The sequence below is a fragment of the Enterobacter sp. MGH 4 genome (genome assembly GCF_000534735.1).
GTDB lineage: Bacteria > Pseudomonadota > Gammaproteobacteria > Enterobacterales > Enterobacteriaceae > Enterobacter > Enterobacter intestinihominis.
The window spans coordinates 549,098-569,251 of the sequence record NZ_KI973289.1; the positions used below are offsets into that span (position 1 = coordinate 549,098).

General features: G+C 56.2%; 24 protein-coding genes and 1 pseudogene. 6 read left to right on the top strand and 19 right to left on the bottom strand.

Features of this window, described 5'->3' with window-relative positions:
* Positions 1-20 precede the first annotated feature (20 nt).
* The 3 genes from L350_RS19655 (at position 21) to dgcQ (ending at position 2,980) form a co-directional block, all read left to right on the top strand.
* Positions 21-935: a DUF808 family protein gene (locus tag L350_RS19655; RefSeq protein ID WP_169441341.1), complete on the top strand. Its 915-nt coding sequence runs from the start codon at positions 21-23 to the stop codon at positions 933-935.
* 77 nt (positions 936-1,012) lie between these two features.
* The gene (locus tag L350_RS19650; protein WP_022648559.1) at positions 1,013-1,195 is read left to right on the top strand and encodes a YodC family protein; all 183 of its coding nucleotides are present in this window, start codon (positions 1,013-1,015) and stop codon (positions 1,193-1,195) included.
* Positions 1,196-1,279: 84 nt separating this feature from the next.
* Positions 1,280-2,980 (top strand): cellulose biosynthesis regulator diguanylate cyclase DgcQ, encoded by a 1,701-nt coding sequence (dgcQ, locus tag L350_RS19645; RefSeq protein ID WP_032624015.1) that lies wholly within the window; start codon positions 1,280-1,282, stop codon positions 2,978-2,980.
* Here dgcQ and L350_RS19640 read toward each other — a convergent pair.
* Both L350_RS19640 and yodD read right to left on the bottom strand, forming a co-directional pair.
* Complete coding sequence (locus L350_RS19640) at positions 2,965-3,765, bottom strand: mannosyl-3-phosphoglycerate phosphatase-related protein (RefSeq protein ID WP_032624016.1); 801 nt, start codon at positions 3,763-3,765, stop codon at positions 2,965-2,967. The genes dgcQ and L350_RS19640 overlap by 16 nt on opposite strands.
* A gap of 296 nt (positions 3,766-4,061) precedes the next feature.
* Positions 4,062-4,289, bottom strand: coding sequence for a YodD family peroxide/acid resistance protein (yodD, locus tag L350_RS19635; protein WP_017383339.1), 228 nt, complete (start codon positions 4,287-4,289; stop codon positions 4,062-4,064).
* A 128-nt stretch (positions 4,290-4,417) separates the two neighbouring features.
* Here yodD and dsrB point away from each other — a divergent pair, with 128 nt between their 5' ends.
* Positions 4,418-4,606, top strand: coding sequence for a protein DsrB (gene dsrB / locus L350_RS19630; RefSeq protein WP_003859583.1), 189 nt, complete (start codon positions 4,418-4,420; stop codon positions 4,604-4,606).
* A 98-nt stretch (positions 4,607-4,704) separates the two neighbouring features.
* Here dsrB and rcsA read toward each other — a convergent pair whose 3' ends face one another.
* The 14 genes and pseudogenes from rcsA to fliF all read right to left on the bottom strand — a co-directional run bounded on the left by rcsA (position 4,705) and on the right by fliF (position 16,227).
* Positions 4,705-5,328 (bottom strand): transcriptional regulator RcsA, encoded by a 624-nt coding sequence (rcsA, locus tag L350_RS19625; RefSeq protein WP_022648556.1) that lies wholly within the window; start codon positions 5,326-5,328, stop codon positions 4,705-4,707.
* 290 nt (positions 5,329-5,618) lie between these two features.
* Positions 5,619-6,411, bottom strand: a pseudogene (fliR, locus tag L350_RS19620) (flagellar biosynthetic protein FliR); the annotation flags it as partial.
* A gap of 6 nt (positions 6,412-6,417) precedes the next feature.
* Positions 6,418-6,687, bottom strand: coding sequence for a flagellar biosynthesis protein FliQ (gene fliQ, locus L350_RS19615; RefSeq protein WP_003859587.1), 270 nt, complete (start codon positions 6,685-6,687; stop codon positions 6,418-6,420).
* Between the two features lie 10 nt (positions 6,688-6,697).
* Positions 6,698-7,435 carry a flagellar type III secretion system pore protein FliP gene (fliP, locus tag L350_RS19610; RefSeq protein WP_022648554.1) on the bottom strand — a complete coding sequence of 246 codons (738 nt, stop codon included), beginning with the start codon at positions 7,433-7,435 and terminating at the stop codon, positions 6,698-6,700.
* Positions 7,435-7,809 (bottom strand): flagellar biosynthetic protein FliO, encoded by a 375-nt coding sequence (gene fliO, locus L350_RS19605; RefSeq protein ID WP_022648553.1) that lies wholly within the window; start codon positions 7,807-7,809, stop codon positions 7,435-7,437. The genes fliP and fliO overlap by 1 nt, the downstream gene beginning before the upstream one ends.
* A gap of 2 nt (positions 7,810-7,811) precedes the next feature.
* Positions 7,812-8,225 (bottom strand): flagellar motor switch protein FliN, encoded by a 414-nt coding sequence (gene fliN / locus L350_RS19600; protein ID WP_003859592.1) that lies wholly within the window; start codon positions 8,223-8,225, stop codon positions 7,812-7,814.
* Positions 8,222-9,226 carry a flagellar motor switch protein FliM gene (fliM, locus tag L350_RS19595; protein WP_006811158.1) on the bottom strand — a complete coding sequence of 335 codons (1,005 nt, stop codon included), beginning with the start codon at positions 9,224-9,226 and terminating at the stop codon, positions 8,222-8,224. Before fliM ends, fliN begins: the two co-directional genes overlap by 4 nt.
* Positions 9,227-9,230: 4 nt before the next feature.
* Positions 9,231-9,701, bottom strand: coding sequence for a flagellar basal body-associated protein FliL (gene fliL, locus L350_RS19590; protein WP_003859598.1), 471 nt, complete (start codon positions 9,699-9,701; stop codon positions 9,231-9,233).
* 106 nt (positions 9,702-9,807) lie between these two features.
* On the bottom strand, positions 9,808-11,022 hold the full coding sequence (gene fliK / locus L350_RS19585) for a flagellar hook length control protein FliK (RefSeq protein WP_032624017.1): 1,215 nt from the start codon (positions 11,020-11,022) through the stop codon (positions 9,808-9,810).
* Complete coding sequence (gene fliJ, locus L350_RS19580) at positions 11,019-11,462, bottom strand: flagellar export protein FliJ (RefSeq protein ID WP_006811155.1); 444 nt, start codon at positions 11,460-11,462, stop codon at positions 11,019-11,021. The genes fliK and fliJ overlap by 4 nt, the downstream gene beginning before the upstream one ends.
* Positions 11,463-11,483: 21 nt before the next feature.
* Positions 11,484-12,854: a flagellar protein export ATPase FliI gene (fliI, locus tag L350_RS19575; protein ID WP_032624018.1), complete on the bottom strand. Its 1,371-nt coding sequence runs from the start codon at positions 12,852-12,854 to the stop codon at positions 11,484-11,486.
* Positions 12,854-13,561: a flagellar assembly protein FliH gene (gene fliH / locus L350_RS19570; protein WP_032624019.1), complete on the bottom strand. Its 708-nt coding sequence runs from the start codon at positions 13,559-13,561 to the stop codon at positions 12,854-12,856. The genes fliI and fliH overlap by 1 nt, the downstream gene beginning before the upstream one ends.
* Complete coding sequence (fliG, locus tag L350_RS19565; RefSeq protein ID WP_003859608.1) at positions 13,554-14,552, bottom strand: flagellar motor switch protein FliG; 999 nt, start codon at positions 14,550-14,552, stop codon at positions 13,554-13,556. The genes fliH and fliG overlap by 8 nt, the downstream gene beginning before the upstream one ends.
* Entirely contained in the window at positions 14,545-16,227 is a 1,683-nt protein-coding gene (gene fliF / locus L350_RS19560; RefSeq protein ID WP_022648549.1) for a flagellar basal-body MS-ring/collar protein FliF, read from the bottom strand. The genes fliG and fliF overlap by 8 nt, the downstream gene beginning before the upstream one ends.
* A gap of 228 nt (positions 16,228-16,455) precedes the next feature.
* Here fliF and fliE point away from each other — a divergent pair, with 228 nt between their 5' ends.
* Positions 16,456-16,770, top strand: coding sequence for a flagellar hook-basal body complex protein FliE (fliE, locus tag L350_RS19555; RefSeq protein ID WP_032624020.1), 315 nt, complete (start codon positions 16,456-16,458; stop codon positions 16,768-16,770).
* Positions 16,771-16,844: 74 nt separating this feature from the next.
* Positions 16,845-17,258, top strand: a complete 414-nt coding sequence (gene yedD / locus L350_RS19550) for a lipoprotein YedD (RefSeq protein WP_022648547.1) — start codon at positions 16,845-16,847, stop codon at positions 17,256-17,258.
* A gap of 507 nt (positions 17,259-17,765) precedes the next feature.
* Here the strand turns inward: yedD and amyA are convergent.
* The 3 genes from amyA to fliS form a co-directional block, all read right to left on the bottom strand.
* Positions 17,766-19,253 carry an alpha-amylase gene (gene amyA, locus L350_RS19545; protein WP_032624021.1) on the bottom strand — a complete coding sequence of 496 codons (1,488 nt, stop codon included), beginning with the start codon at positions 19,251-19,253 and terminating at the stop codon, positions 17,766-17,768.
* Positions 19,254-19,351: 98 nt separating this feature from the next.
* Entirely contained in the window at positions 19,352-19,723 is a 372-nt protein-coding gene (gene fliT / locus L350_RS19540) for a flagella biosynthesis regulatory protein FliT (RefSeq protein WP_006811148.1), read from the bottom strand.
* Positions 19,723-20,133 carry a flagellar export chaperone FliS gene (gene fliS / locus L350_RS19535; RefSeq protein WP_003859616.1) on the bottom strand — a complete coding sequence of 137 codons (411 nt, stop codon included), beginning with the start codon at positions 20,131-20,133 and terminating at the stop codon, positions 19,723-19,725. Before fliS ends, fliT begins: the two co-directional genes overlap by 1 nt.
* Between the last annotated feature and the right edge of the window lie 21 nt (positions 20,134-20,154).

Here is a 20,154-nt window from a genome sequence, read left to right on the forward strand (position 1 = left end):
GCAAAAAAAGAAGGATAGAGATTTTGGCAGGAAGTAGCTTATTAACATTACTGGACGATATCGCCACCTTGCTGGATGACATTTCAGTCATGGGGAAACTGGCGGCGAAAAAAACCGCCGGGGTACTGGGGGATGACTTGTCACTTAACGCGCAGCAGGTCAGCGGCGTGCGGGCGAACCGTGAGCTGCCGGTGGTGTGGGGCGTAGCGAAAGGGTCCTTTATTAACAAGGTGATCCTTGTTCCGCTGGCGCTTCTCATTAGCGCCTTTATACCCTGGGCCATTACGCCATTGCTGATGATTGGCGGGGCGTTCCTGTGCTTCGAGGGTGCCGAAAAAGTGTTGCATATGTTTGCCGCACGCAAAGAGAAAGACACCCCGGAAATGCGCCAGCAGCGTCTGGAAGCGCTGGCCGCGCAGGATCCAAAAACGTTCGAGCGCGATAAGGTCAAAGGTGCGATCCGTACTGACTTCATCCTTTCGGCCGAGATTGTGGCGATTACGCTTGGGATCGTATCCGAAGCACCGCTGATGAATCAGGTCATGGTGCTTTCGTTGATTGCCATTCTTGTAACGGTTGGGGTGTATGGGCTGGTCGGTCTGATCGTCAAGCTGGATGATATCGGCTTCTGGCTGGAAAAAAAATCCAGCGCCATTGCCCGCGTTATCGGCAAAAGCCTGCTGGTGCTGGCGCCGTGGCTGATGAAAAGTTTGTCGATAGTGGGAACTCTGGCGATGTTCCTGGTCGGCGGCGGTATTATCGTGCACGGCGTTGCTTCGCTGCATCATGCAATTGAACATCTGGCGTCGGGACATGGTTCGGTGATCGCCGCCATTCTGCCGACGCTGCTTAACCTTGTGTTGGGCTTTATCGTAGGTGTCATTGTGGTGGCAGTGGTCAAGCTGGTAGAAAAAGTACGCGGAAAATCGCATTAATTTTTGCTGACCCCGGATGCAAAAAGACCATTCCTCGTCTAAATTGAAAACGTTTCACCCTGATACAGGAGGCAGGTATGGTCTTTTTGGTCAGTGATGAAGTTAAGCCAAAGAATGGTGGTCCATGCATGATTGTCACCGGTTATTCCAGTGGAATGGTGGAGTGTCGGTGGCATGACGGATACGGCATTAAGCGGGAGGCTTTTCGTGAAGATGAGCTTCAGCCTGGTGATAAAAGGCAAAAACGCGATAAGGCTTAATCACACAACGCCCGGCCTTGTCGGGCGTTTTTACTGGCAGAAGACTTATCATATCGGATGGTGAGCGACACTCAGGGAGTGCGTGTGCAGCACAATACCTTTGTTGTAAAACAATCTTTTTTGCAGTGGCTGCATAAGCGTAGCAATCCCCGTTTGGTTGTTAACCTCTGTTTTATCGTTGTCCTGATCTTTTCCACCCTCCTGACCTGGCGCGAAGTTGTGGTACTGGAAGATGTCTATATCTCCAGTCAGCGTAACCATCTGGAAACGGTTGCCAGTGCGCTGGACAGACAACTCCAGTTCAGCGTCGATAAAATGCTGTTTTTTCGCCACAGCATGCGTGATGCGCTGGAAACGCCGCTGGCGTTTGGCGTGCTACATGATGCGGTAAAGCGTTTTGCCCGTTTGCGCGCATCCCCCACATGGCAAATTGAGGTTGATAAACAGCGCACATTGCCGATCAACGGTGTGTCTGATGCCTTCGTTGAAAAGACCACCCTTCTGAATCGCGATGATGAGTTTCTTGATAATGAACTGTCCGCCGCGCTTGAAGTGGGGTATTTATTGCGTCTGGCATCCAGTTCTTCCGGCAACGAAGAGCGCGTGATTTATGTCTCTCGCGCCGGATTCTTTCTGGAAACGGATACGCCGGAAAATGCAAGCGATATCGTGCAGCGTTACTACTATCTGGTCACTCAGCCCTGGTTTACCCAACAGTCCGAGCGTGAGAACCGTGCGCGTGCCGTGCGCTGGTTTATCTCGCCTCCTTCCTCCTTTGTGGGCAAAAAGCCGCTGATCACCGCCAGTGGGCCTGTTTATTACAATCACGTCTGGTATGGCGTGGTGGCGATGGATTTCACCTTTGCCACCCTGCGTCGTCTGCTGGTGGAGGCCGTAGGCGATAACCCGGAAGGGGAATACCAGCTGTATGACAGTCGTCTCACCCTGCTTGCGACGTGTGGATCATCTGCTGCGGACGTTAATCATTTTGACGCGCCCGAACTAGCGCAGATAGCGCACGCAATAGAATCGGATTCCGAAGGCGGCATTCGCCTGGGGAGTCGTTTTGTCAGCTGGGAGCGTCTCGACCACTTTGATGGCATCGTCCTGCGCGTGCACACCCTGGAAGAAGGGGTGCGCGGCGATTTCGGCAGCATCAGTATTGTGCTGGCATTGCTTTGGGCGCTGTTCACCGCGATGCTGCTCATCTCATGGCTGGTGATCCGGCGCATGGTCAGTAATATGTATTCGTTGCAGAATTCGCTGCAATGGCAGGCCTGGCACGACCCTCTGACCCGGTTGAATAATCGTGGGGCGCTGTTTGAGCGGGCGAAAATACTGGCGAAGCAGTGTGAACAGCAGGCGCTGCCTTTCTCTGTCATCCAGATCGATCTTGACTGCTTTAAGAGTATTAATGACCGGTTCGGGCACCAGGCGGGTGATAAGGTGTTGTCCCATGCTGCGGGGCTGATTGCCAGTACCCTGCGCACTAAAGATATTGCTGGGCGCGTCGGCGGCGAAGAGTTCTGTGTAGTGCTGCCCGGCATGACGCTTGAAGAGGCAGCGGAAGTTGCAGAGCAGATCCGTGAGCGTATCGACAGCAAAGAGATCCTGATTAAGAAAAGTACTACCCTGCGCGTGAGCGCGTCGTTTGGCGTCTCTGGCGCGCAGGAGAAGGGCAATTATCACTTCGAAAATCTGCAATCCACCGCCGATGCGCGTCTGTATGAGGCGAAACAGCGCGGGCGTAACCGGGTCATCTGGCAGGATCACGTTAAAAAGTAATCAAGCCCCTCGCGCCAGCCGGCCGGTCCGGTGTGCTGAGTGCGATAAACCCGTGTGGGATCGTTGTTCTTAAGGCTGACCCCCTCCCGGTTGAAGCCTTTCACCACCACGGCGAAGGCTACGCTGTCCAGCAGAGGGGCATCATTGGGGCCGTCGCCCAGGCCCAGCGTTGTCGGGTCAAATCCGTCGTGCAGGTGATACTGTTCCACAAGCCAGTGCACCGCCACGTCTTTGCCACAGCTCGTGTCCAGAATATGCCAGAAGCGAGCACCCGGGACGATCTTCAGCCCCTGCCGGGCCAGTTCGGCTGCGAAGCGTTTCATTTGTTCATCACTGTCACGCCAGATCAGCGTCACGGAAGCCTCGTGTTTACGTGCAAGCGCCGCACGGGGACGGCTTAGCCCGGTCCATTCGGCGACCACGCGCTCATCCACATCGTCGAAGGTGGTGAATTTCAGATGCATCTTCTGGCGTACCCGGGCAATAAACTGCCAGATATCGTCATGCTTCTTTTCTGAGATGAACCGTGCGGCGTTTTCCCACCGTACGTCAGGCTGGATCACCGCGCCGTTTTCCGCAATGTAGGGCAGCCCGCCAAGGCCAAGTTCCTGCTGGATGTCACGCATTTCGGACGCGGTTTTGCTGCTGCACAGAATGACTGGTACCTGTTCATCCTGTAATCTCTTCAGCCAGGAAGCGGCAGGCTGCCAGTCGAGAGTGTGAAAATCCAGCAGCGTACCGTCGAGATCGGTAAAGACGAGCAGAGTCTCCTTTAGCGAAGGCATAACGTCTCCTGAATAATGATGTTCATCTAAGAAAAGTCTTAAAAAAACTCAGCATTGATGTCCCGTTGAAGTGGAAACGATCCCGATAAACCCACACGCGGCGCATGTTTATACTCATAACCAAAATTCACATGTATAAAATATAATATTCGCTAAGAGAATATATGCTTGTAAGAGAAATCTGTTGGGGATAATGTCTTACCTGCATCAGATTTCCTGGTGTAACGAATTTACAAGTGCTTCTTGCATAAGCAAGTTTGATCCCGGTCATCCCCATGACCGGGATTTTTTTCGCCTTAGCGGTTCGTTTCCGAGACGCTAAAGTCATGGATATCCAGCTCGAATGCTTCAGCCAGTTCACGGTAGGTATGGTAATCACGACCATTGACCACGACACGGTCTGAATTATCCTCCGCGCGATGAACTTCGGACTCACTGATTTCATTAATGGCGGCAAGCAGGGCATCGACATCCACTTCCACCTCACGCTTAATGGTGTCGCTGTACTCTTTGTCAGTCTTCATGGCGGGCTCCTCATTTAACCGTCTCAACAGCTAAGTATAGACCGCACACAAAAACGCCATTCGCGTCAGGCGGCGATGCCAGCCAAGGTAATTTGTTCTACACTGGCTCAAAACCACAGGAGGAATGTATGAAGGTCAACGATCGGGTAACCGTCAAAACGGACGGTGGGCCGCGCCGCCCGGGCGTGGTGCTGGCAATAGAAGAGTTTAATGAAGGCACAATGTATCTGGTGTCGCTGGAAGATTACCCGCTCGGCATCTGGTTCTTCAACGAACTGGGGCACCCGGATGGGATCTTTGTGGAAACGGCGGAATAGGGCGGCGTCGGGGGCGTCTTCTCCCCGGCCCGGCTGCTGAAAAGCAAAATCTCTGGCCAGGCCAGAGATCAAGGTAGGGTACAACATGGCCGTGCAAATTAGCGCATATTAACGAAAATCCCATTCGTCACATTATCTGTCAGGCGTACGACATGGTATATCACTTGCTTATTATGCGTTTTAATTTTCCTTTTAATATTTCCTTTGTGTGACGATACTGTTTTTGCCTTGATATTCATCTGGTCTGAGATCTGAATTGTCCCTTGTCCAGCCATCCACATTCTTAGCATACTTGATTCAGTTCTGCTTAATGATAGGGTGGGTAAGTTAACCGCCCCTACATTCTTAACTTCTTTATTCAAATAATCGCCCAGAATGTCATCAAGCGACTCTGGTTTAATCGATTTCGAACTGATTAATAAGTTTTTACGCACCAACAAATACTCATCGAAATGAATATTGGCGATCGCCATAAAAACAATAAACAGGGTTCTGGGATGCTGATTAATGATCTGCTTAATGTGCTGACTGTTAGCGGGGTCGTGAATGAAACAGTCCTCATTAATAAACACCACGCCGGGCTTGTGAGTCTCACAAGCGGCTGCGAGTTCTTCAACGGTGTGTGCATCGTTGATGTCTCTCTTTCTTACCCCTCTGCTTGCTAAGTACCCGGTTAACCCTAGCCGGGTGTAGCTGCATAAATCCATAATGATCGTTGACATGGCATACCCTCACTCAATGCGTAACGATAATTCACCACCTGCCTGAGAGCTCATAAACAGCCATACGGGATGGAAAAAATCTAATAAAACCTGTGAGCATGACAAAGACTTTCAGGCGAACTCACTATCCCGTAAAGTTACGTATAATTTGCCAGGAATCATCTTAAAGTAAAGTAAATATTAAGTATTGTGAGGTGGTTAGAAACATTTAAACCGCGTCAGATATATCCTGGTAGATGTTTTTCAAGATTATTTTTAGGAATATCCTCAGAAAGACATTGCAAACACTGCGGGTTATTATTTGCGTGGAAGTTCGCTGACAATATCCGCTAAGAGATTGAATATCTCGCTGAATAAATGCTCGCAGAAGGGGGCGATAAGTGGCATCAATAATGACATTAATAAAAGGCCAACCGTCAACGTCACCGGAAAGCCGATGACGAATACCGACAGCTGCGGGGCCATTCGGTTGAGTAAACCCAATGCGAGGTTAACGGTGAGCAGCAGGGTTATGACAGGCAGCGCCAGCATCAGCCCGTTGAGGAAGATCAGCCCGGCAGCCCGCACCAGCGCCAGAAAAGCGTTACTGTTCACCGGGTTGTCGCCAATCGGCAGCGTGTGGAAGGTGTCCACCAGCATAGAGATGAGCCACAGGTGGCCGTTGAACGAGAGAAACAACAGCATCGCCAGCAGGTCGATAATACGCGCCAGCACGGGCATATTCAGATGGCTGCCCGGGTCAACGAACGTCGCGAAAGACAGACCCATCTGCAAACCGATCAGTTCGCCCGCCGTTCGTACCGCGGCGAAGGCGAGCTGCATCGTAAATCCGACCGCCACGCCAATCATCACCTGTTGCAGGGCAATCCAGATCGCATTCGGGGAAAAAATCGGAATATCCACCGCCGGCAGGGAAGGGGCAACGATAATGGTGATAACCATGCCCAACCCAATTTTGATGCGTTTAGGCACCGACTTTTCACTGAGTATGGGGGCGGTGGAGATCAGCGCCATGATGCGCAGCATCGGCCAGAAATAGATCCCGAGCCACTGAACAAACTGATCGCTGGTGAATTGCAGCATCGTCCGTCAGCCGATGATGTAAGGCAGATTGGTGAACAGGTTGCGCATGTAATCCAGCAGCAAATTGAGCATCCAGGGCCCGGCAACGATAATCGCCACGAAGACGGCGATGATCTTCGGGATGAACGACAGGGTCATTTCGTTAATCTGCGTGGCGGCCTGAAGAATACTGATAATCAGACCGGTTACCAGCGCAACCAGAAGCAGGGGCGCGGCGACGGCAATCGCGACTTTCATCGCTTCCGTGCCCATCATCATGACCGACTCAGGCGTCATTGCGCGCTCCTCAACTGTAGAAACTCTGCGCCAGCGAGCTGACCAGCAGCTGCCAGCCGTCGACCAGCACGAACAGCATGATCTTAAAGGGCAGGGCAATAGTTGCGGGCGGGACCATCATCATCCCGAGCGCCATCAGGACGCTGGCGATCACCAGGTCAATAATCAGGAACGGAATGAAAATGGTGAAGCCAATCTGGAACGCCGTTTTCAGCTCACTGGTCACATACGCTGGCAGCAGAATGCGCATCGGCACCGCTTCCGGTCCCTGTAACTCGCCCGTGTTAGCGAGACGGGCAAACAGGGCCAAATCCGCTTCGCGCGTCTGGCGAAGCATAAATTCACGTAATGGCTGAGCCCCCTTTTCCAGGGCAACCTGCATGGAAATTTTATCTTCGCTGAACGGCTGGTACGCCTCGGTGTAAATCTTGTCGATCACCGGCGACATAATGAAAAAGGTCAGGAACAGGGCTAAACCCAGCAGCACCTGATTGGGCGGCGCGGACGGCGTGCCGAGCGCATTTCGCAGCAGACCAAACACAATGATGATGCGGGTGAAACTGGTCATCATCAGCAGGATCGCCGGGATAAAGGTCAGTGAGGTGATGAACACCAGCGTCTGCACGGAGAGGGACCAGCTTTGTCCCCCGTTCGCCAGCGGCGTGGAAACCAGCCCCGGCAGCTGCGCATACACAGAAGGCGCGAACAGGCCCAGACCTGCCAGCGTAAGCAATAACAAACGGCGCATCAGGATCTCCCGGAACGCTTGAGCAAACTCTTCATAACGGACTGAAAATCCGCAGGGGCCTGGGCGTTAGCCTCCACCGTGACAGGCGCAGGGGGCAGCGTGTGAAGAACGTTAATGCTGGAGGCGGTCACGCCCAGCACCAGTCGCGCATCTTCCACTTCCACAATGACCACGCGCTCGCGTGGGCCGAGTGTGGTGCTGGCGCTGACCTTCAGTCCGCGCGTGCCGGCCGTTTTCCCCGCCAGCCCAAAACGCTTTGCCAGCCAGGCGGCGATAAGGATAAAGGCAATAATACCGAACAGCGCGCCGCTCACCTGAAGCAGCGGGGAGCCGGGTACGGCGGAGGGCGCGGACAGTGTTGCCTGGGTTTTCATACTTAACGGCTCAGGCGACGCATACGTTCGGAAGGGGTAATGATGTCGGTGATACGTACGCCGTATTTATCGGCCACCACCACAACTTCGCCCTGTGCAATCAGGTAGCCGTTGATCAGAATATCCAGTGGCTCACCCGCTAAACCGTCCAGGGCTACAACGGAACCCTGCGTCAGGCGCAGCAGCTCTTTAATAGTCATGCGGGTGCGGCCCAGCTCAACGGTCAGCTTGACCGGAATGTCCATAATCAGGTCGATGTCCTGTAACGTCCCGCTGACGTCGCCGCCGCCTAACTGCTGGAAGACCGCGTCTGCCGCGCTTTTCGTCGGCGTCGTTTTTTGCTCGTTTAACGCGTCAGCCCACAGATCGTCCAGTGCTCCGCTGTTTTCATCGGACGGATTGTTCATGTCACTCATTTGGGCTGTTCCTCATTCAGCGAATTCAAAATCGGGTTGATCAAGTGCTCAACGCGTAACGCATACTGGCCGTTAATCGTGCCGTACTGGCTTGTCAGCACGGGTACGCCATCCACATGGGCAATAATGCGGTCGGGTTTATCTATCGGCAAAACGTCGCCGGGTTGTAATTTCAGGATCTGCGATAACCGCATGGAGATGTCGGCAAAGTTAGCCACCAGCTCCAGCTGCGAGTGCTGAACCTGGCGCACCAGGTTCTCACGCCAGTTCTGATCTTCATGGCGTGAGTTCTCCAGCGGCGGGTTCACCAGCAGTTCGCGCAGCGGTTCAATCATGCTGAACGGCAGGCAGATGTTGAACTCGCCCGTCAGGTTGCCGATCTCGACGTGGAACGGGGTGTTCACCACGATGTCATTCGGTGAAGTGGTGATGTTGGTAAACTTCACCTGCATCTCGGAACGCACGTACTCCACTTCCAGCGGGTTAATCGCTTTCCACGCGTCGCTGTAGGATTCCAGCGCCAGCTTCAGCATGCGGTTGATAACGCGCTGTTCGGTATGGGTAAACTCGCGGCCTTCCACTTTGGTCGGGAAACGGCCATCGCCACCGAACAGGTTGTCCACTGCGATGAATACCAGGCTTGGCGAGAACACCACCAGGCCGGTACCGCGCAGCGGTTTCAGATGGATCAGGTTAAGGTTGGTTGGCACCGGCAGGTTGCGGGCAAACTCATGATACGGCTGAATGCGGATCGCACCGACGGTGATATCCGGGCTACGACGCAGCAGGTTAAACAGCCCCATTCGGAACTGACGTGCGAAACGTTCATTGATGATCTCCAGCGCCTGTAAACGCTCGCGCACCACGCGACGCTGGGTATTGGGATCGTAGGGACGAATATTATCGTCGCCGGTCAGACCCGGCTTCGGATCGTCACTCTTATCGCTGTCGCCATTGAGCAGCGCATCGATTTCTGCCTGAGAAAGAATACTGTCGCCCATGTCGTTACCGCAGAATGAAGGCTGTATACAGAACGTCAGTGACTTCCTGCTTAGGTTGGCCATTGACCAGCGGGGTCGCCAGCGTCTGTTTGATCGCATCGACCAGCTTTTGCTTGCCCACATCGGTGGCGAGCGCGGAGGCATCCTGACGAGAAAACAGCAGCAGCAGACGGCTACGCACTTCTGGCAGGTAGTCGTTCAGACGTGCACGGGTCGCTTCATCTTTCAGACGCAGCGTAATGCCCACGTAAAGCACGCGATCCGCATCGCCGAGGTTCACGGTGAACGTATCCAGCGGGTAGAAGACCGGCGCCGGTGGAGGCGGCGCTTCAGCTTTGGCGGCTGCGCTGGAGGGTTCCTGCTGCATACGCCAGTAACTGTAGCCTGCGGTGGCGCAGGCCGCGAGGGTAATCAACACCAGCAGCGGGATCCAGATGGAACGCTTGCTTTTTTTGGTGATAGCGGAGTCTGTCATCTGATACGAGCTTCCTGTTTCGGTACAGCTTAATACGGTGATTATCCCGTGTCCGGCTTAGGTCAAAGCGTGGAAAAGACGGGGATAATCACGTTACCTCTGGCGTTTAGGCAAAGATGTCTACGGCACGGCTGCCGCGCGCGGCGGATTGCAGGGCGGCAGGGGTTGGCAATAACTCTTCGCTCTCCTCGTTAAACCCGCCATGCTGGCCTGAACGCGAAGCGTGCTGTTGTTGCCCGGATGAAGATTGCTGCTGCCCGGCAAAGCCTTCGCTGCTGACGCTGCTTTGGGAAAGCTGTATGCCGTTTTCCGCAAGCTGCGTGCGCAGGATCGGCAGGGCCGCTTCCAGCGCCGCACGAACGTGGCTGTGGGGCGAAACCATCTGCAACTGCGCCTGGTTGTCATCCAGCTTAAGCGAAATTTGCACCTGACCGAGATCTTCCGGGTGCAGGCGTAGCTCTGCGGTCTGTTGGCCCTGTCTGGTGAACAGGGTGATGTGCTGGCTTAGATTCTGCTGCCATTCGTGCGTGCCCAGCGGCTGGCTTAACACCGGCGCGGTCGCAACGGTAGCGGCAGACTGGGGAGTTGCCAGGTGACTAACGATCGGGGCCAGCGTCGCGGTTGGGCTGGCGGCAGACGACGCCGTGCTCACTACGTCCTGCTTCTCCGCGACGGCGGCAACAGCTGGCGTAACGGCTGCCGTGGCGGGCAGCGACGTGTCGCTGTCCTGAACCGACGTTTTTTCCTGACCCGTTAACGCATGGCTAAGCGGCTGATGCTGGCCGTTGTCCGTCTGGGCTAGCGCAGAGGGTAGGGCGGCACGAGGGGCGACCTCCCCGGTGCTTGCTGGCTGCGTCGCCATTAGGGTGGTAGTCTGCTGGTGCGGTAACATTGCCATCAGCGCGCTTAACCCGGCCAGCTCCTCTTCTTCAGTCGTGGTCTCGCTGTTTGCTTTCGCGTCCATCCGGGTCAGCGCCTTCAGCGCATCCGTATTCGCTGCGGGTTTCAGACCGGAGACAAGGCTTTGCAGGGAGACGGCGGTATCTTCACCGGTCAGCGTCTCCTGGCGGGAGAGCAGCTCGGCGATTTTGGACTGGAGCGTGGTATCACCGTTTTTTTCCTGTGCCGCTGTCGACAGCTTGCTTCCCGCCGCTTTCAGATCGGCCAGCGTCAGCGGAGCATCTTTGCCTTTGCCGGTGGTCTCGGTCAGCGCGCCCGCCAGCAGAGAGAGAAAATCTTGCGCGCCCTCAGCGCCTTTTCCGGTCAGCGTGCCGCCGGACGGGTCGCTGTCGGTCATCAGCAGTTGTTGCAGTGTGATCATTCTGGTTTCCTCATTGATGCGCGCTGGGCAAACTCATCCATTTTTTTCTGATCCAGACGGTTTTCCGCCAGGGTCGAGGCTGCAATCTGCCGGTCCTGTAAGGTTTGCCAGGCCTGCAACCGCTGTTTTTTCTCGCGCCAGAAATTCAGCGCGGTATCGACTTTTTGCGTCCACTGGTTAAGCTGCTGGCGATGCTGCTCAATCGCCTTTTCCAGCGTCTGGATAAACTGCTGATAGTTAATCCAGCGCTGGCTACCAATGCCCTGCGTCATGTCGGTGTTAAGGTTGGTGCGATATTCATGCTGATAGTCGATTAACATCTTCAACTGTTCTTCAGCCTGCTGGCACCCGCGTCGCATTGCGCCAAGTTGCAATGCGGCATCATCAACTTCTTTTTCAGCCAGATCTTTCAGCGTTGATAACGCGCTGTTCTGCGCCATGACCTTCGCCCTCCACCTGTGTTACACCTGCGGGAAAATCAGCTCCAGTGCCTGGAGGGAATCTTCCCAGTCGGCGCGTTCAAAAATACCCTGTTGCAGAAATGCCTCCAGCTGCGGCCACAGGGCAATCGCTTTATCGAGCATCGGATCGCTGCCTTTGGCGTACGCCCCGACGCTTACCAGATCGCGGTTGCGCTGGAAGCTGGAGAGCAGTTGTTTGAAGTTACGCACGCGGGCGTAGTGTTGCTCAGTGATCAGGGCCGTCATCGCACGGCTGATCGAGGCTTCAATATCAATCGCCGGGTAGTGCCCGGCTTCGGCCAGACGGCGCGACAGCACGATATGGCCGTCGAGGATCGCGCGCGCGGAGTCGGCAATCGGGTCCTGCTGGTCATCGCCTTCGGTCAGTACCGTATAGAACGCGGTGATGGAGCCTCCGCCGCTGATGCCGTTCCCCGCACGCTCAACCAACGCCGGGAGCTTGGCGAAGACCGACGGCGGGTAACCTTTGGTCGCGGGCGGCTCGCCGATGGCCAGCGCAATCTCACGCTGCGCCATCGCGTAGCGGGTCAGGGAGTCCATAATCAGCAGCACGTGCTGGCCCCGGTCGCGGAAATCTTCCGCGATACGCGTGGCGTAGGCGGCACCCTGCATACGCAGCAGCGGCGACACGTCCGCCGGGGCGGCGATCACCACCGAGCGGGCGCGACCCTCCGCACCAAGAATGTTTTCGATGAAATCTTTGACTTCGCGACCACGCTCACCAATCAGGCCGACGACGATAACGTCCGCCTGGGTATAACGCGCCATCATGCCGAGCAGGACCGATTTACCCACGCCGGAGCCGGCAAACAGCCCCATACGCTGGCCGCGTCCCACGGTGAGCAGGGCGTTAATTGGCCGCACGCCGGTATCCAGTACGTGCTCGATTGGCGTGCGTTGCAGTGGGTTAAAGGGTTGGGTGATCAGCGCGCCGGTTTCGGTGGTATCAGGGGAGGGCAGGCCATCGAGCGGTTTGCCGCTCCCGTCCAGCACGCGGCCCAGCAGCGCCGGACCGAGCGGGAGCTGTTTGCCGCTTTGCAGGCCGTCACCGCTGATGTTTTTCGCGTAGACGCGGGCGCCGGGCAAAATCCCTTCCACTTCCTCAAGGGGCATGAGGAACAGTCGCTGGCCGTTAAACCCGACCACTTCACTTTCCACTTCACGCGTCTCACTCCCGTCCTGACGCTCAATCACGCAGGTGGCGCCGAGCGGAAGTTGCAGACCCGTGGCTTCCAGGACCAGACCGGTGGCACGCGTCAGGCGTCCATAACGACGAACGGATGGCAGCTGCGCCATCTTCGTTTCAAAATTATCGAGCGTGTTAAGCCAGCGCGTAAGGCGAGCGGTCATCAGACGACTCCCGGTGCCGCCAGGCGGCACAGTTCCTGCCAGCGGGTCGCGACGCTGGCATCCAGATCGCCCTCATCCGCCGAGACCTTACAGCCTCCGTGATGGAGCGACGGATCGCCGCGCAGCCGCCAGCCGTGCAGGCTCAGCGTCGCGCCGAGGCTCTCTTCCACGCGCTGCAAATCATCAGGATGCACGCGCAGCTGCGGTTTGCCGCTGAACAGCGGCTCCTGCTGGAGCAGCCCCTGGATCTGCTTAATCAGCGCGGCGTTATCCACGACCGGCGTCTGGCCGATCACCTGACGGGCCGCCTCCAGCGCCATCTGCATCAGGCGCGAGGCAATCACGCTGTCCAGCGCATCCAGCGTGTGCTGAAACTCGCTCACCAGCTGCTGCATGCGGGCATGCAGCGGCGCCTGCTGCTGGCGCGCCTGCTCAATGCCCTGCTCTAAACCTTTCGCCAGCCCTTCCTGATAACCCTGTGCGTGCCCGGTCTGACGGCCTTCGTTCATCCCGGCGTTGAAGCCCTGCTCGTGCGCCTGCATTTGCATCTGGGACAGCATCTGGGCGCGCTGTTCCTCTTCACTCAGCTCGGGCACGCCCGCCCCGGCGTCGCCCTCATCGGACGACACTATGGCAGGGGTGAACTCTGCGGTGGGAGGGGAGAGGTCGTCAGGCGTCCAGCGCTTCCACGACAGTTCATCAGACATAGGTGTCGTCTCCGCTGCCAATCACCATCTCGCCGGTTTCTGCCAGACGACGAACAATAAGCAGGATCGCTTTCTGTTCGTTCTCCACCTGAGACAAACGCACCGGGCCACGGTTGGCCAGGTCGTCGCGCAGGATATCGGCCGCACGCTGGGACATGTTGCGCAGGAACTTCTCGCGCAGCGGCTGCTCGGCGCCTTTGAGGGCGATAAGCAGGGACTCCGAATCCACTTCCTGAAGCAGGCGCTGGATGCTGCGATCGTCCACTTCGACCAGGTTTTCGAACAGGAACATCTCGTCGATAATTTTCTGCGCCAGTTCGCCGTCGAACTCGCGCACCGCCGTAATAACCGCCTCTTCCTGCTGCGTTTTCATCAGGTTGATGATTTCCGCTGCCGTTCTCACGCCGCCCATTTTGCTGCGCTTGAGGTTCTGGCCGTCGAGCAGGTTGTTCAGCACTTCGGTCAGCTCCGCCAGCGCGGCTGGCTGGACGCCGCCGAAGGTGGCGATACGCAGCATCACGTCGTGGCGCAGGCGCTCGTCGAACAGCGCCAGAATATCGGCCGCCTGGCCCCGTTTGAGGTGGACCAGAATGGTGGCGATAATCTGCGGGTGCTCGTCGCGAATAAGATCGGCGGCGCTTTGCGGCTCCATAAAGTTGAGCGTTTCGATCCCGCTGGCGGTGTCGCGCGTTTCGAGAATATCTTCCAGCAGGCTGGCGGCGCGCTCTTCGCCCAGCGCCTTAACCAGCACGGAGCGCAGGTATTCGTTGGCGTTGACGTTGAGCGCAGCAAACTGCTCGGCTTCCTGCTCAAACTCCGCCAGCACTTCGGTCAGTTGCTTGTTGGAGATCTGGCGCACGTTGGCCATCGCCGCGCTGAGGATCTGCACTTCTCGCTGAGAGAGGTGTTTAAACACCTCCGCCGCGCGATCTTCGCCAATGGTCATCAGCAGGATGACGCTCTTATCGGTGCCTGTAAGCGTATTACTCATGTTCGTTACCCATCCAACCGCGGATGACCAGCGCGACGACGCGCGGATCGTTATCTGACATTTCGCGAATGCGCTGGCTCATCACCTCTGCGCCCATACGCTGGTTAGCACGGCGCTGCTGCATCTGTTCATCTTTGCTGAGACGAACTTCAACCGCTTCTTCCTCGTCCGGACGCGCGTTCTTCTGTTCCAGCGCAGCTTTTTCGGCTTCAGCGCGACGCTGAAGCTGAGGACGGACACCCTTACGCCACAGCAGCCACGCGACAATCAGCACCAGCAGCCAGCGGCCTGCGGACATCAGCTGATCGAAGAACGCCTGCTGTTGCCAGAACGGCAGTTCGCCACCGGTCTCATCCACCGGGTTGAACGGTGAGTTCACAACGTTGAGGGTATCGCCACGTTTTTCAGAGAAGCCCATCGCTTCGCGGGTCAAATCTTCGATCTGCTTCATCTGCTCCGCCGTGAGCGGCAGCGGTTTACCGTCCGGCAGCGTTTTGTAGTTCACCACCACGGCAACAGAGAGACGCTGAATATCGCCCGTGTTCAGTTTGGTATGGCGGATAGTCCGGTCGACTTCGTAGTTGGTCGTTTCGTTACGGCTGCTGTTACGCGGGCCGGCACTGTTCGCGGTCGAGGTCGTCTGCTGATTCGTTTGCTGACCGTTCTGCGGGTTGGCCGGCGGCGTGGAGATTGGCGCGGCGTTGGCAGGCGCAGGCTGGTTAGAGAGCGCACCCGGCACACCGCCAGGATACTGGCCACCGACCTGTTCCGTCTCATTGATCTGACGCGAGCGTAACACGGCGCGAGAAGCATCCCCGTTCGGGGCGTACTGCTCTTCGGTCTGTTCTTTATTCGAGAAATCAATCTGCGCGGTGACCTGCGCATGCACGTTGCTGTTGCCCACCACCGGGCCCAGAATCGCTTCGATGCGACGCTGGAGACGGCCTTCCACGTCGGCAGCGTATTTCAGCTGGGCGTCGTTGAGATCGCGCCCGGCGGTGTTGGACTGCGTCAGCAGGTGACCGCTCTGATCCACCAGCGTAACGTTACCCGGCGGCAGACCGGCTACCGCACTGGAGACCAGGTGCGTGACGGCGCTGATCTGCCCTTCATCCAGCGCACGGCCAGGTTCGAGGTTAACCGTCACAGAGGCAGAAGGGGACTTTTGTTCGCGGACAAACAGGGACGGCTTAGGCATCGCCAGGTGCACGCGGGCACTTTTCACCGGGCCTAAGGTTTCAATCGTACGGGCCAGCTCACCTTCCAGCGCGCGCTGGTAGTTAACCTGCTCGCTGAACTGGCTGATGCCGAATTTTTCCTGATCCAGCAGTTCAAACCCAACCGCGCCGCCTTTCGGCAGCCCCTGCTGGGCGAGACGCAGGCGAAGCTCGTGCACTTTATCTGCCGGCACTTCAAGCGCACCGCCGTTATCGGCAAAGCGATACGGGATGTTCATCTGGGTCAGCTGGGTGACGATGGCACCGCCATCCTGGTCGGAAAGGTTGCTGTAGAGCGTGCGGTAATCCGGGCTTTTTGCCCATAAGACCATCGCGACAACGATCGCAATGGCGGCAGCGCCTGCCACAATCAACGGGATCTTAGGGTTGGCGCGAAGGCGGTTCATCCACTCGAGTGATTTATTCTGCGGCGCTGTCGATGCTGCTGTCGCACTCATTGCGCACCTCTTAAATCCTGGTGGTTTACGTTATTCGTGTAGAGAAACAAAACTGACTCCCGGGTCGGCAAACACGACAAAAGTTCCATACTGATGGCCCTGCCATTATTTGATGATTCGGGATTTTCTATGCGTCAAATAACCTGGTTTTTTAACGCTATTTACCGCCATTATCTTATTGACAAGCTGTTAGTCTTGACCTCGTAAAAAACCATCCAGGGGAGAGTCATGGCTATACAGGGCATTGAAGGGGTACTCAGTCAGTTACAGGCGACGGCGATGACCGCCCGTAATCAGAGCGTGGCTGACCAGCCGCAGGGCATTAGCTTCGCCGGTCAACTGCATGCGGCGCTGGACCGGATCAGCGATAAGCAAAACGCGGCCCGTACCCAGGCTGAGAGATTTACCCTCGGTGAACCCGGCGTGGCGCTCAACGATGTGATGGCCGATCTGCAAAAAGCGTCGGTGTCATTGCAGATGGGGTTGCAGGTGCGTAACAAGCTGGTGTCGGCATACCAGGAAGTCATGGGCATGCAGGTGTAAACCTTCCAATCTTACGCTGGCAGCCTGATGGCTTTAATGCCACAATATTTTTTTCTTCGCATGCAGGAAAGATGATGAAAAAAGTAGCAATTGTGGCTGCAATGCTGACGTTAGCGGGATGCGTTCAGGTCGAAAACTATCAGGAAGTGGTTAAGCATCCGGCACCTTCGCATCTGGCAGGTTACTGGCAGTCGAAAGGGCCGCAGAGCGCGATGGTGAGCCCGGAGGCGATTGCCACGCTGGTGGTGACGCCAGAGGGTGATACCCTGGACTGCCGTCAGTGGCAGCGCGTTATCGCGGTGCCGGGTAAGATCATGCTGCGTTCAGATGATTATTATAACGTGACCGAAAAACGAGACGTCTATCCGCTCGATCGTGATGGGGCGGCGCTGGAGTATGACGGCATGGAACTGTACAAGGTTGACCGCCCAACGGTGGAATGCGCAGATTACCTGAGCAAGAATCCGCTGGAGAGTAAGCTTCCGTAACCGTTTTGGAGTTTGCGCCCTCTACCCGTGGTCTGAGGGATCTCCACAAAATAATGCCTTCACCGTCGGCCCCCTCTCCCTGGAGGGAGAGGGCTGGGGGTGAGGGGGAACATACGGCTCTGGTGGTCATTCCGTTCACTTTATGTTCCTTGCTACTCTGTAGCGACATGAGCGGTGAACGTGCCAGGGTGGCTCAGTCGCCACCACCCTGGCGACCCGGGCTCCCGGCGGAAAATCGCCGCTTCGCGGTACCCTCAGCTTTTTCCTTCAGGCTATCGGGACGGGCATGAGCCTGCATCCATGCAGGCCACGCCCTCTCGGCGCTTCCCTGCGCCTCGCCCCGGCCTTACGGAAACGCTTCGGCGATTTACAGCCGGACCAGGGCATTGCTGAAAGTCCTCAGTTATTATGAAGGCAACGTTATTGCTTCTGCTTTCAAATTACTGGGGATATCTCTCCCTGTGGGAAAGGGTCGGGGTGAGGGCATCAGGCCGCACCTTTCCCGTACTACAGCGCGTCTTCAATCACCCAGACGCTGACGCTTCCCCCGTTACAGAAGAACGTCCCTTCGCCATCCGCCGCCGTGGTCACGGTTTCCTCGCGGTTGCCTAAAAAATCCCGCCAGGTCTTATTGCCATAATTCTCGCCGAGGCAGATCGTCTTCTCACCGTCATCACCATTCGACAGCACCACCACACAGCCCGGGTTCTCCTCTGTCCCGCTGCGGCTAAACGCAATGCAGTTTGGATGATCGAAAAAAAGGGTTTGCACGCCGTGGGCAAAACGCTGCCGGGCGAGGATCAGCTCGTGGAGCTGTTCAATCACCGGCATATCAATGTGATACGTCTCACCATCCCCGCCAGTGTCGTCATAGCTGGCGCCAAAAAGATCCGGGTAGAACACGCTCGGCACGCCGTTTTCACGCAGCAGGATGAGCGCGTAGGCCAGCGGTTTGAACCAGGCTTCAACCGGGGCTTCCAGCGCCTGCAAGGGCTGGGTGTCATGGTTGGCCACCAGCGTTACGGCATGGAACGGATCGGCTTCCACCAGCGTACCGGTGAAAATCTGGCTCATATCGTAGTCGCGTCCCTGGCGTGAGGCTTCGTGAAATTTCATTTGCAGTGGCGCATCAAACAGCATGGTTTTGCCGTCTACCTGATTGATGTAGTGCTGCAATTTATCCACTTCGTGAGACCAGTATTCCGCCACAATAAACAGCGGCTGCGGGGCCACCTCCTGGACATGTTCAATCCACTCTTTATAGAACCAGGCTGGAATGTGTTTTACCGCGTCCAGGCGGAAGCCGTCGCAGTGCGTTTGCTCCATCACCCAGCGCGCCCAGTATTTGATCTCCTCCGTCACCGCGTGGTTGCGAAAATCAATATTTTCACCCATCAGGTAATCGAAATTGCCCATCTCGTCGTCGACCTGATCGTTCCAGCCTTCGCCGGTGTAGTCGTTAACGATTTTGAAGATACCGTCCTCACTGGGATTTTCAATGTGGTCGATACCGCTAAAGCATTTGTAATCCCAGATGAACTGCGAATACTGCCCGGCCCGAACGGGGAAGGTGTAGCGCGTCCAGGCTTCACATTCGATGATCTCATCGCTGATTTGGGTGCGATCCTGAGCATCCACGCGTTGCACGCGGACGGGTTCCTTTTCATCGGCGCCCATTTTGTGGTTGACCACCACGTCCAGAAGCACCGCAATCTGGTTGCTTTTTAAGGCGTTGATGGCCTCCAGCAGCTGGGCTTTATCGCCGTATTTGGTGGCGACGCTGCCTTTCTGGTCAAACTCACCGAGGTCGAAAAGGTCATAAGAGTCATACCCGACGGAATAGCCGCCGGATGCGCCTTTGTAGGCCGGGGGTAACCAGACCATATTGATGCCGATTTCGTTCAGGTTGGGGGCTAATGCCGTGACTTCTCGCCACAATTCACCGCCGGTGGGGTAGTACCAGTGAAAACATTGTAAAAGTGTTGGGTTGCGCATGCACCATCTCCATGAGGTCGCGAAACTCAAGTATGGAGCAGGTTTGGCAGAAATGCCTGGCGAACGAAACGGTTAACGCTTGCCCGCCAGCTAAGTGGCTAATTAATATCGCTATTACTTTGCGGAACCAGGACATGACCGCCCTGATTACCGTAGGTGGAGAGAACGGTTTTCTGGATGGAGGATTGCCCAACCAGCTTCGCCAGCTCATCCATTCTGGCTTGCAGCAATGTTTTTACCTGGCCTTCGTTGTCCAGGATCACCCGCAGCGTCGGGCGAAGCTGCTCCTGAATCTGCATCGAAGGTTCACTTTCCTGAGTGAGACGAGCCAGTGAGTGCACCGCATTAACATAGTCGGTTTCACAGATGATTAGATCATCCCATAGTCCCTGCCGCGCCAGTCGCAACATCAACTGGCTCTGCTCAAGGAGTTGCTGATAAAGGGCATAAAGTTGCGGTGCGTTACTCATTAGACGGCGTCCTGCATCAGTTGTGGCGTACCGGCAACCTCCTTCCACCCGTCAGCGATATTGCGCAGCAGGTTTTCCACCTCTTCGATGGCGCTGGCGTCGTTATTCACGTTGGCGTGCAGGAGGCGACGTACCATATAGGCATAAAGGGCAATCAGGTTTTGCGTAAGCTCATCACCGTTATTTTCCACCAGGCCAACCTTCAGCCCGTTTTCGATAATGTTGATGGCTTTTGAGAGCGCCAGCCCTTTAGCAGGAATATTACCGTCTGCCAGGAACAGACGCGCGCGTACCAGCGCGCTGAGGGCTCCATCAAATAGCATGATTACCAGCTGCTGCTGGCTGGCGCTCATCACCGCGCTTTCAACTTCTATCTTTGCGTAGGCCTGCGTGCCTTTTGCGCCGTACATGTTATCCCCCTCGGGTCTGAT

What these genes read in the sequence shown, in the direction of transcription:
- L350_RS19650 (WP_022648559.1), top strand. Translation starts at nt 1,013, where the DNA reads ATGGTCTTTTTGGTCAGTGATGAAGTTAAGCCAAAGAATGGTGGTCCA.
- L350_RS19640 (WP_032624016.1), bottom strand. Translation starts at nt 3,765, where the DNA reads ATGCCTTCGCTAAAGGAGACTCTGCTCGTCTTTACCGATCTCGACGGT.
- yodD (WP_017383339.1), bottom strand. Translation starts at nt 4,289, where the DNA reads ATGAAGACTGACAAAGAGTACAGCGACACCATTAAGCGTGAGGTGGAA.
- dsrB (WP_003859583.1), top strand. Translation starts at nt 4,418, where the DNA reads ATGAAGGTCAACGATCGGGTAACCGTCAAAACGGACGGTGGGCCGCGC.
- rcsA (WP_022648556.1), bottom strand. Translation starts at nt 5,328, where the DNA reads ATGTCAACGATCATTATGGATTTATGCAGCTACACCCGGCTAGGGTTA.
- fliQ (WP_003859587.1), bottom strand. Translation starts at nt 6,687, where the DNA reads ATGACGCCTGAGTCGGTCATGATGATGGGCACGGAAGCGATGAAAGTC.
- fliP (WP_022648554.1), bottom strand. Translation starts at nt 7,435, where the DNA reads ATGCGCCGTTTGTTATTGCTTACGCTGGCAGGTCTGGGCCTGTTCGCG.
- fliO (WP_022648553.1), bottom strand. Translation starts at nt 7,809, where the DNA reads ATGAAAACCCAGGCAACACTGTCCGCGCCCTCCGCCGTACCCGGCTCC.
- fliN (WP_003859592.1), bottom strand. Translation starts at nt 8,225, where the DNA reads ATGAGTGACATGAACAATCCGTCCGATGAAAACAGCGGAGCACTGGAC.
- fliM (WP_006811158.1), bottom strand. Translation starts at nt 9,226, where the DNA reads ATGGGCGACAGTATTCTTTCTCAGGCAGAAATCGATGCGCTGCTCAAT.
- fliL (WP_003859598.1), bottom strand. Translation starts at nt 9,701, where the DNA reads ATGACAGACTCCGCTATCACCAAAAAAAGCAAGCGTTCCATCTGGATC.
- fliK (WP_032624017.1), bottom strand. Translation starts at nt 11,022, where the DNA reads ATGATCACACTGCAACAACTGCTGATGACCGACAGCGACCCGTCCGGC.
- fliJ (WP_006811155.1), bottom strand. Translation starts at nt 11,462, where the DNA reads ATGGCGCAGAACAGCGCGTTATCAACGCTGAAAGATCTGGCTGAAAAA.
- fliI (WP_032624018.1), bottom strand. Translation starts at nt 12,854, where the DNA reads ATGACCGCTCGCCTTACGCGCTGGCTTAACACGCTCGATAATTTTGAA.
- fliH (WP_032624019.1), bottom strand. Translation starts at nt 13,561, where the DNA reads ATGTCTGATGAACTGTCGTGGAAGCGCTGGACGCCTGACGACCTCTCC.
- fliG (WP_003859608.1), bottom strand. Translation starts at nt 14,552, where the DNA reads ATGAGTAATACGCTTACAGGCACCGATAAGAGCGTCATCCTGCTGATG.
- fliF (WP_022648549.1), bottom strand. Translation starts at nt 16,227, where the DNA reads ATGAGTGCGACAGCAGCATCGACAGCGCCGCAGAATAAATCACTCGAG.
- fliE (WP_032624020.1), top strand. Translation starts at nt 16,456, where the DNA reads ATGGCTATACAGGGCATTGAAGGGGTACTCAGTCAGTTACAGGCGACG.
- yedD (WP_022648547.1), top strand. Translation starts at nt 16,845, where the DNA reads ATGAAAAAAGTAGCAATTGTGGCTGCAATGCTGACGTTAGCGGGATGC.
- amyA (WP_032624021.1), bottom strand. Translation starts at nt 19,253, where the DNA reads ATGCGCAACCCAACACTTTTACAATGTTTTCACTGGTACTACCCCACC.
- fliT (WP_006811148.1), bottom strand. Translation starts at nt 19,723, where the DNA reads ATGAGTAACGCACCGCAACTTTATGCCCTTTATCAGCAACTCCTTGAG.
- fliS (WP_003859616.1), bottom strand. Translation starts at nt 20,133, where the DNA reads ATGTACGGCGCAAAAGGCACGCAGGCCTACGCAAAGATAGAAGTTGAA.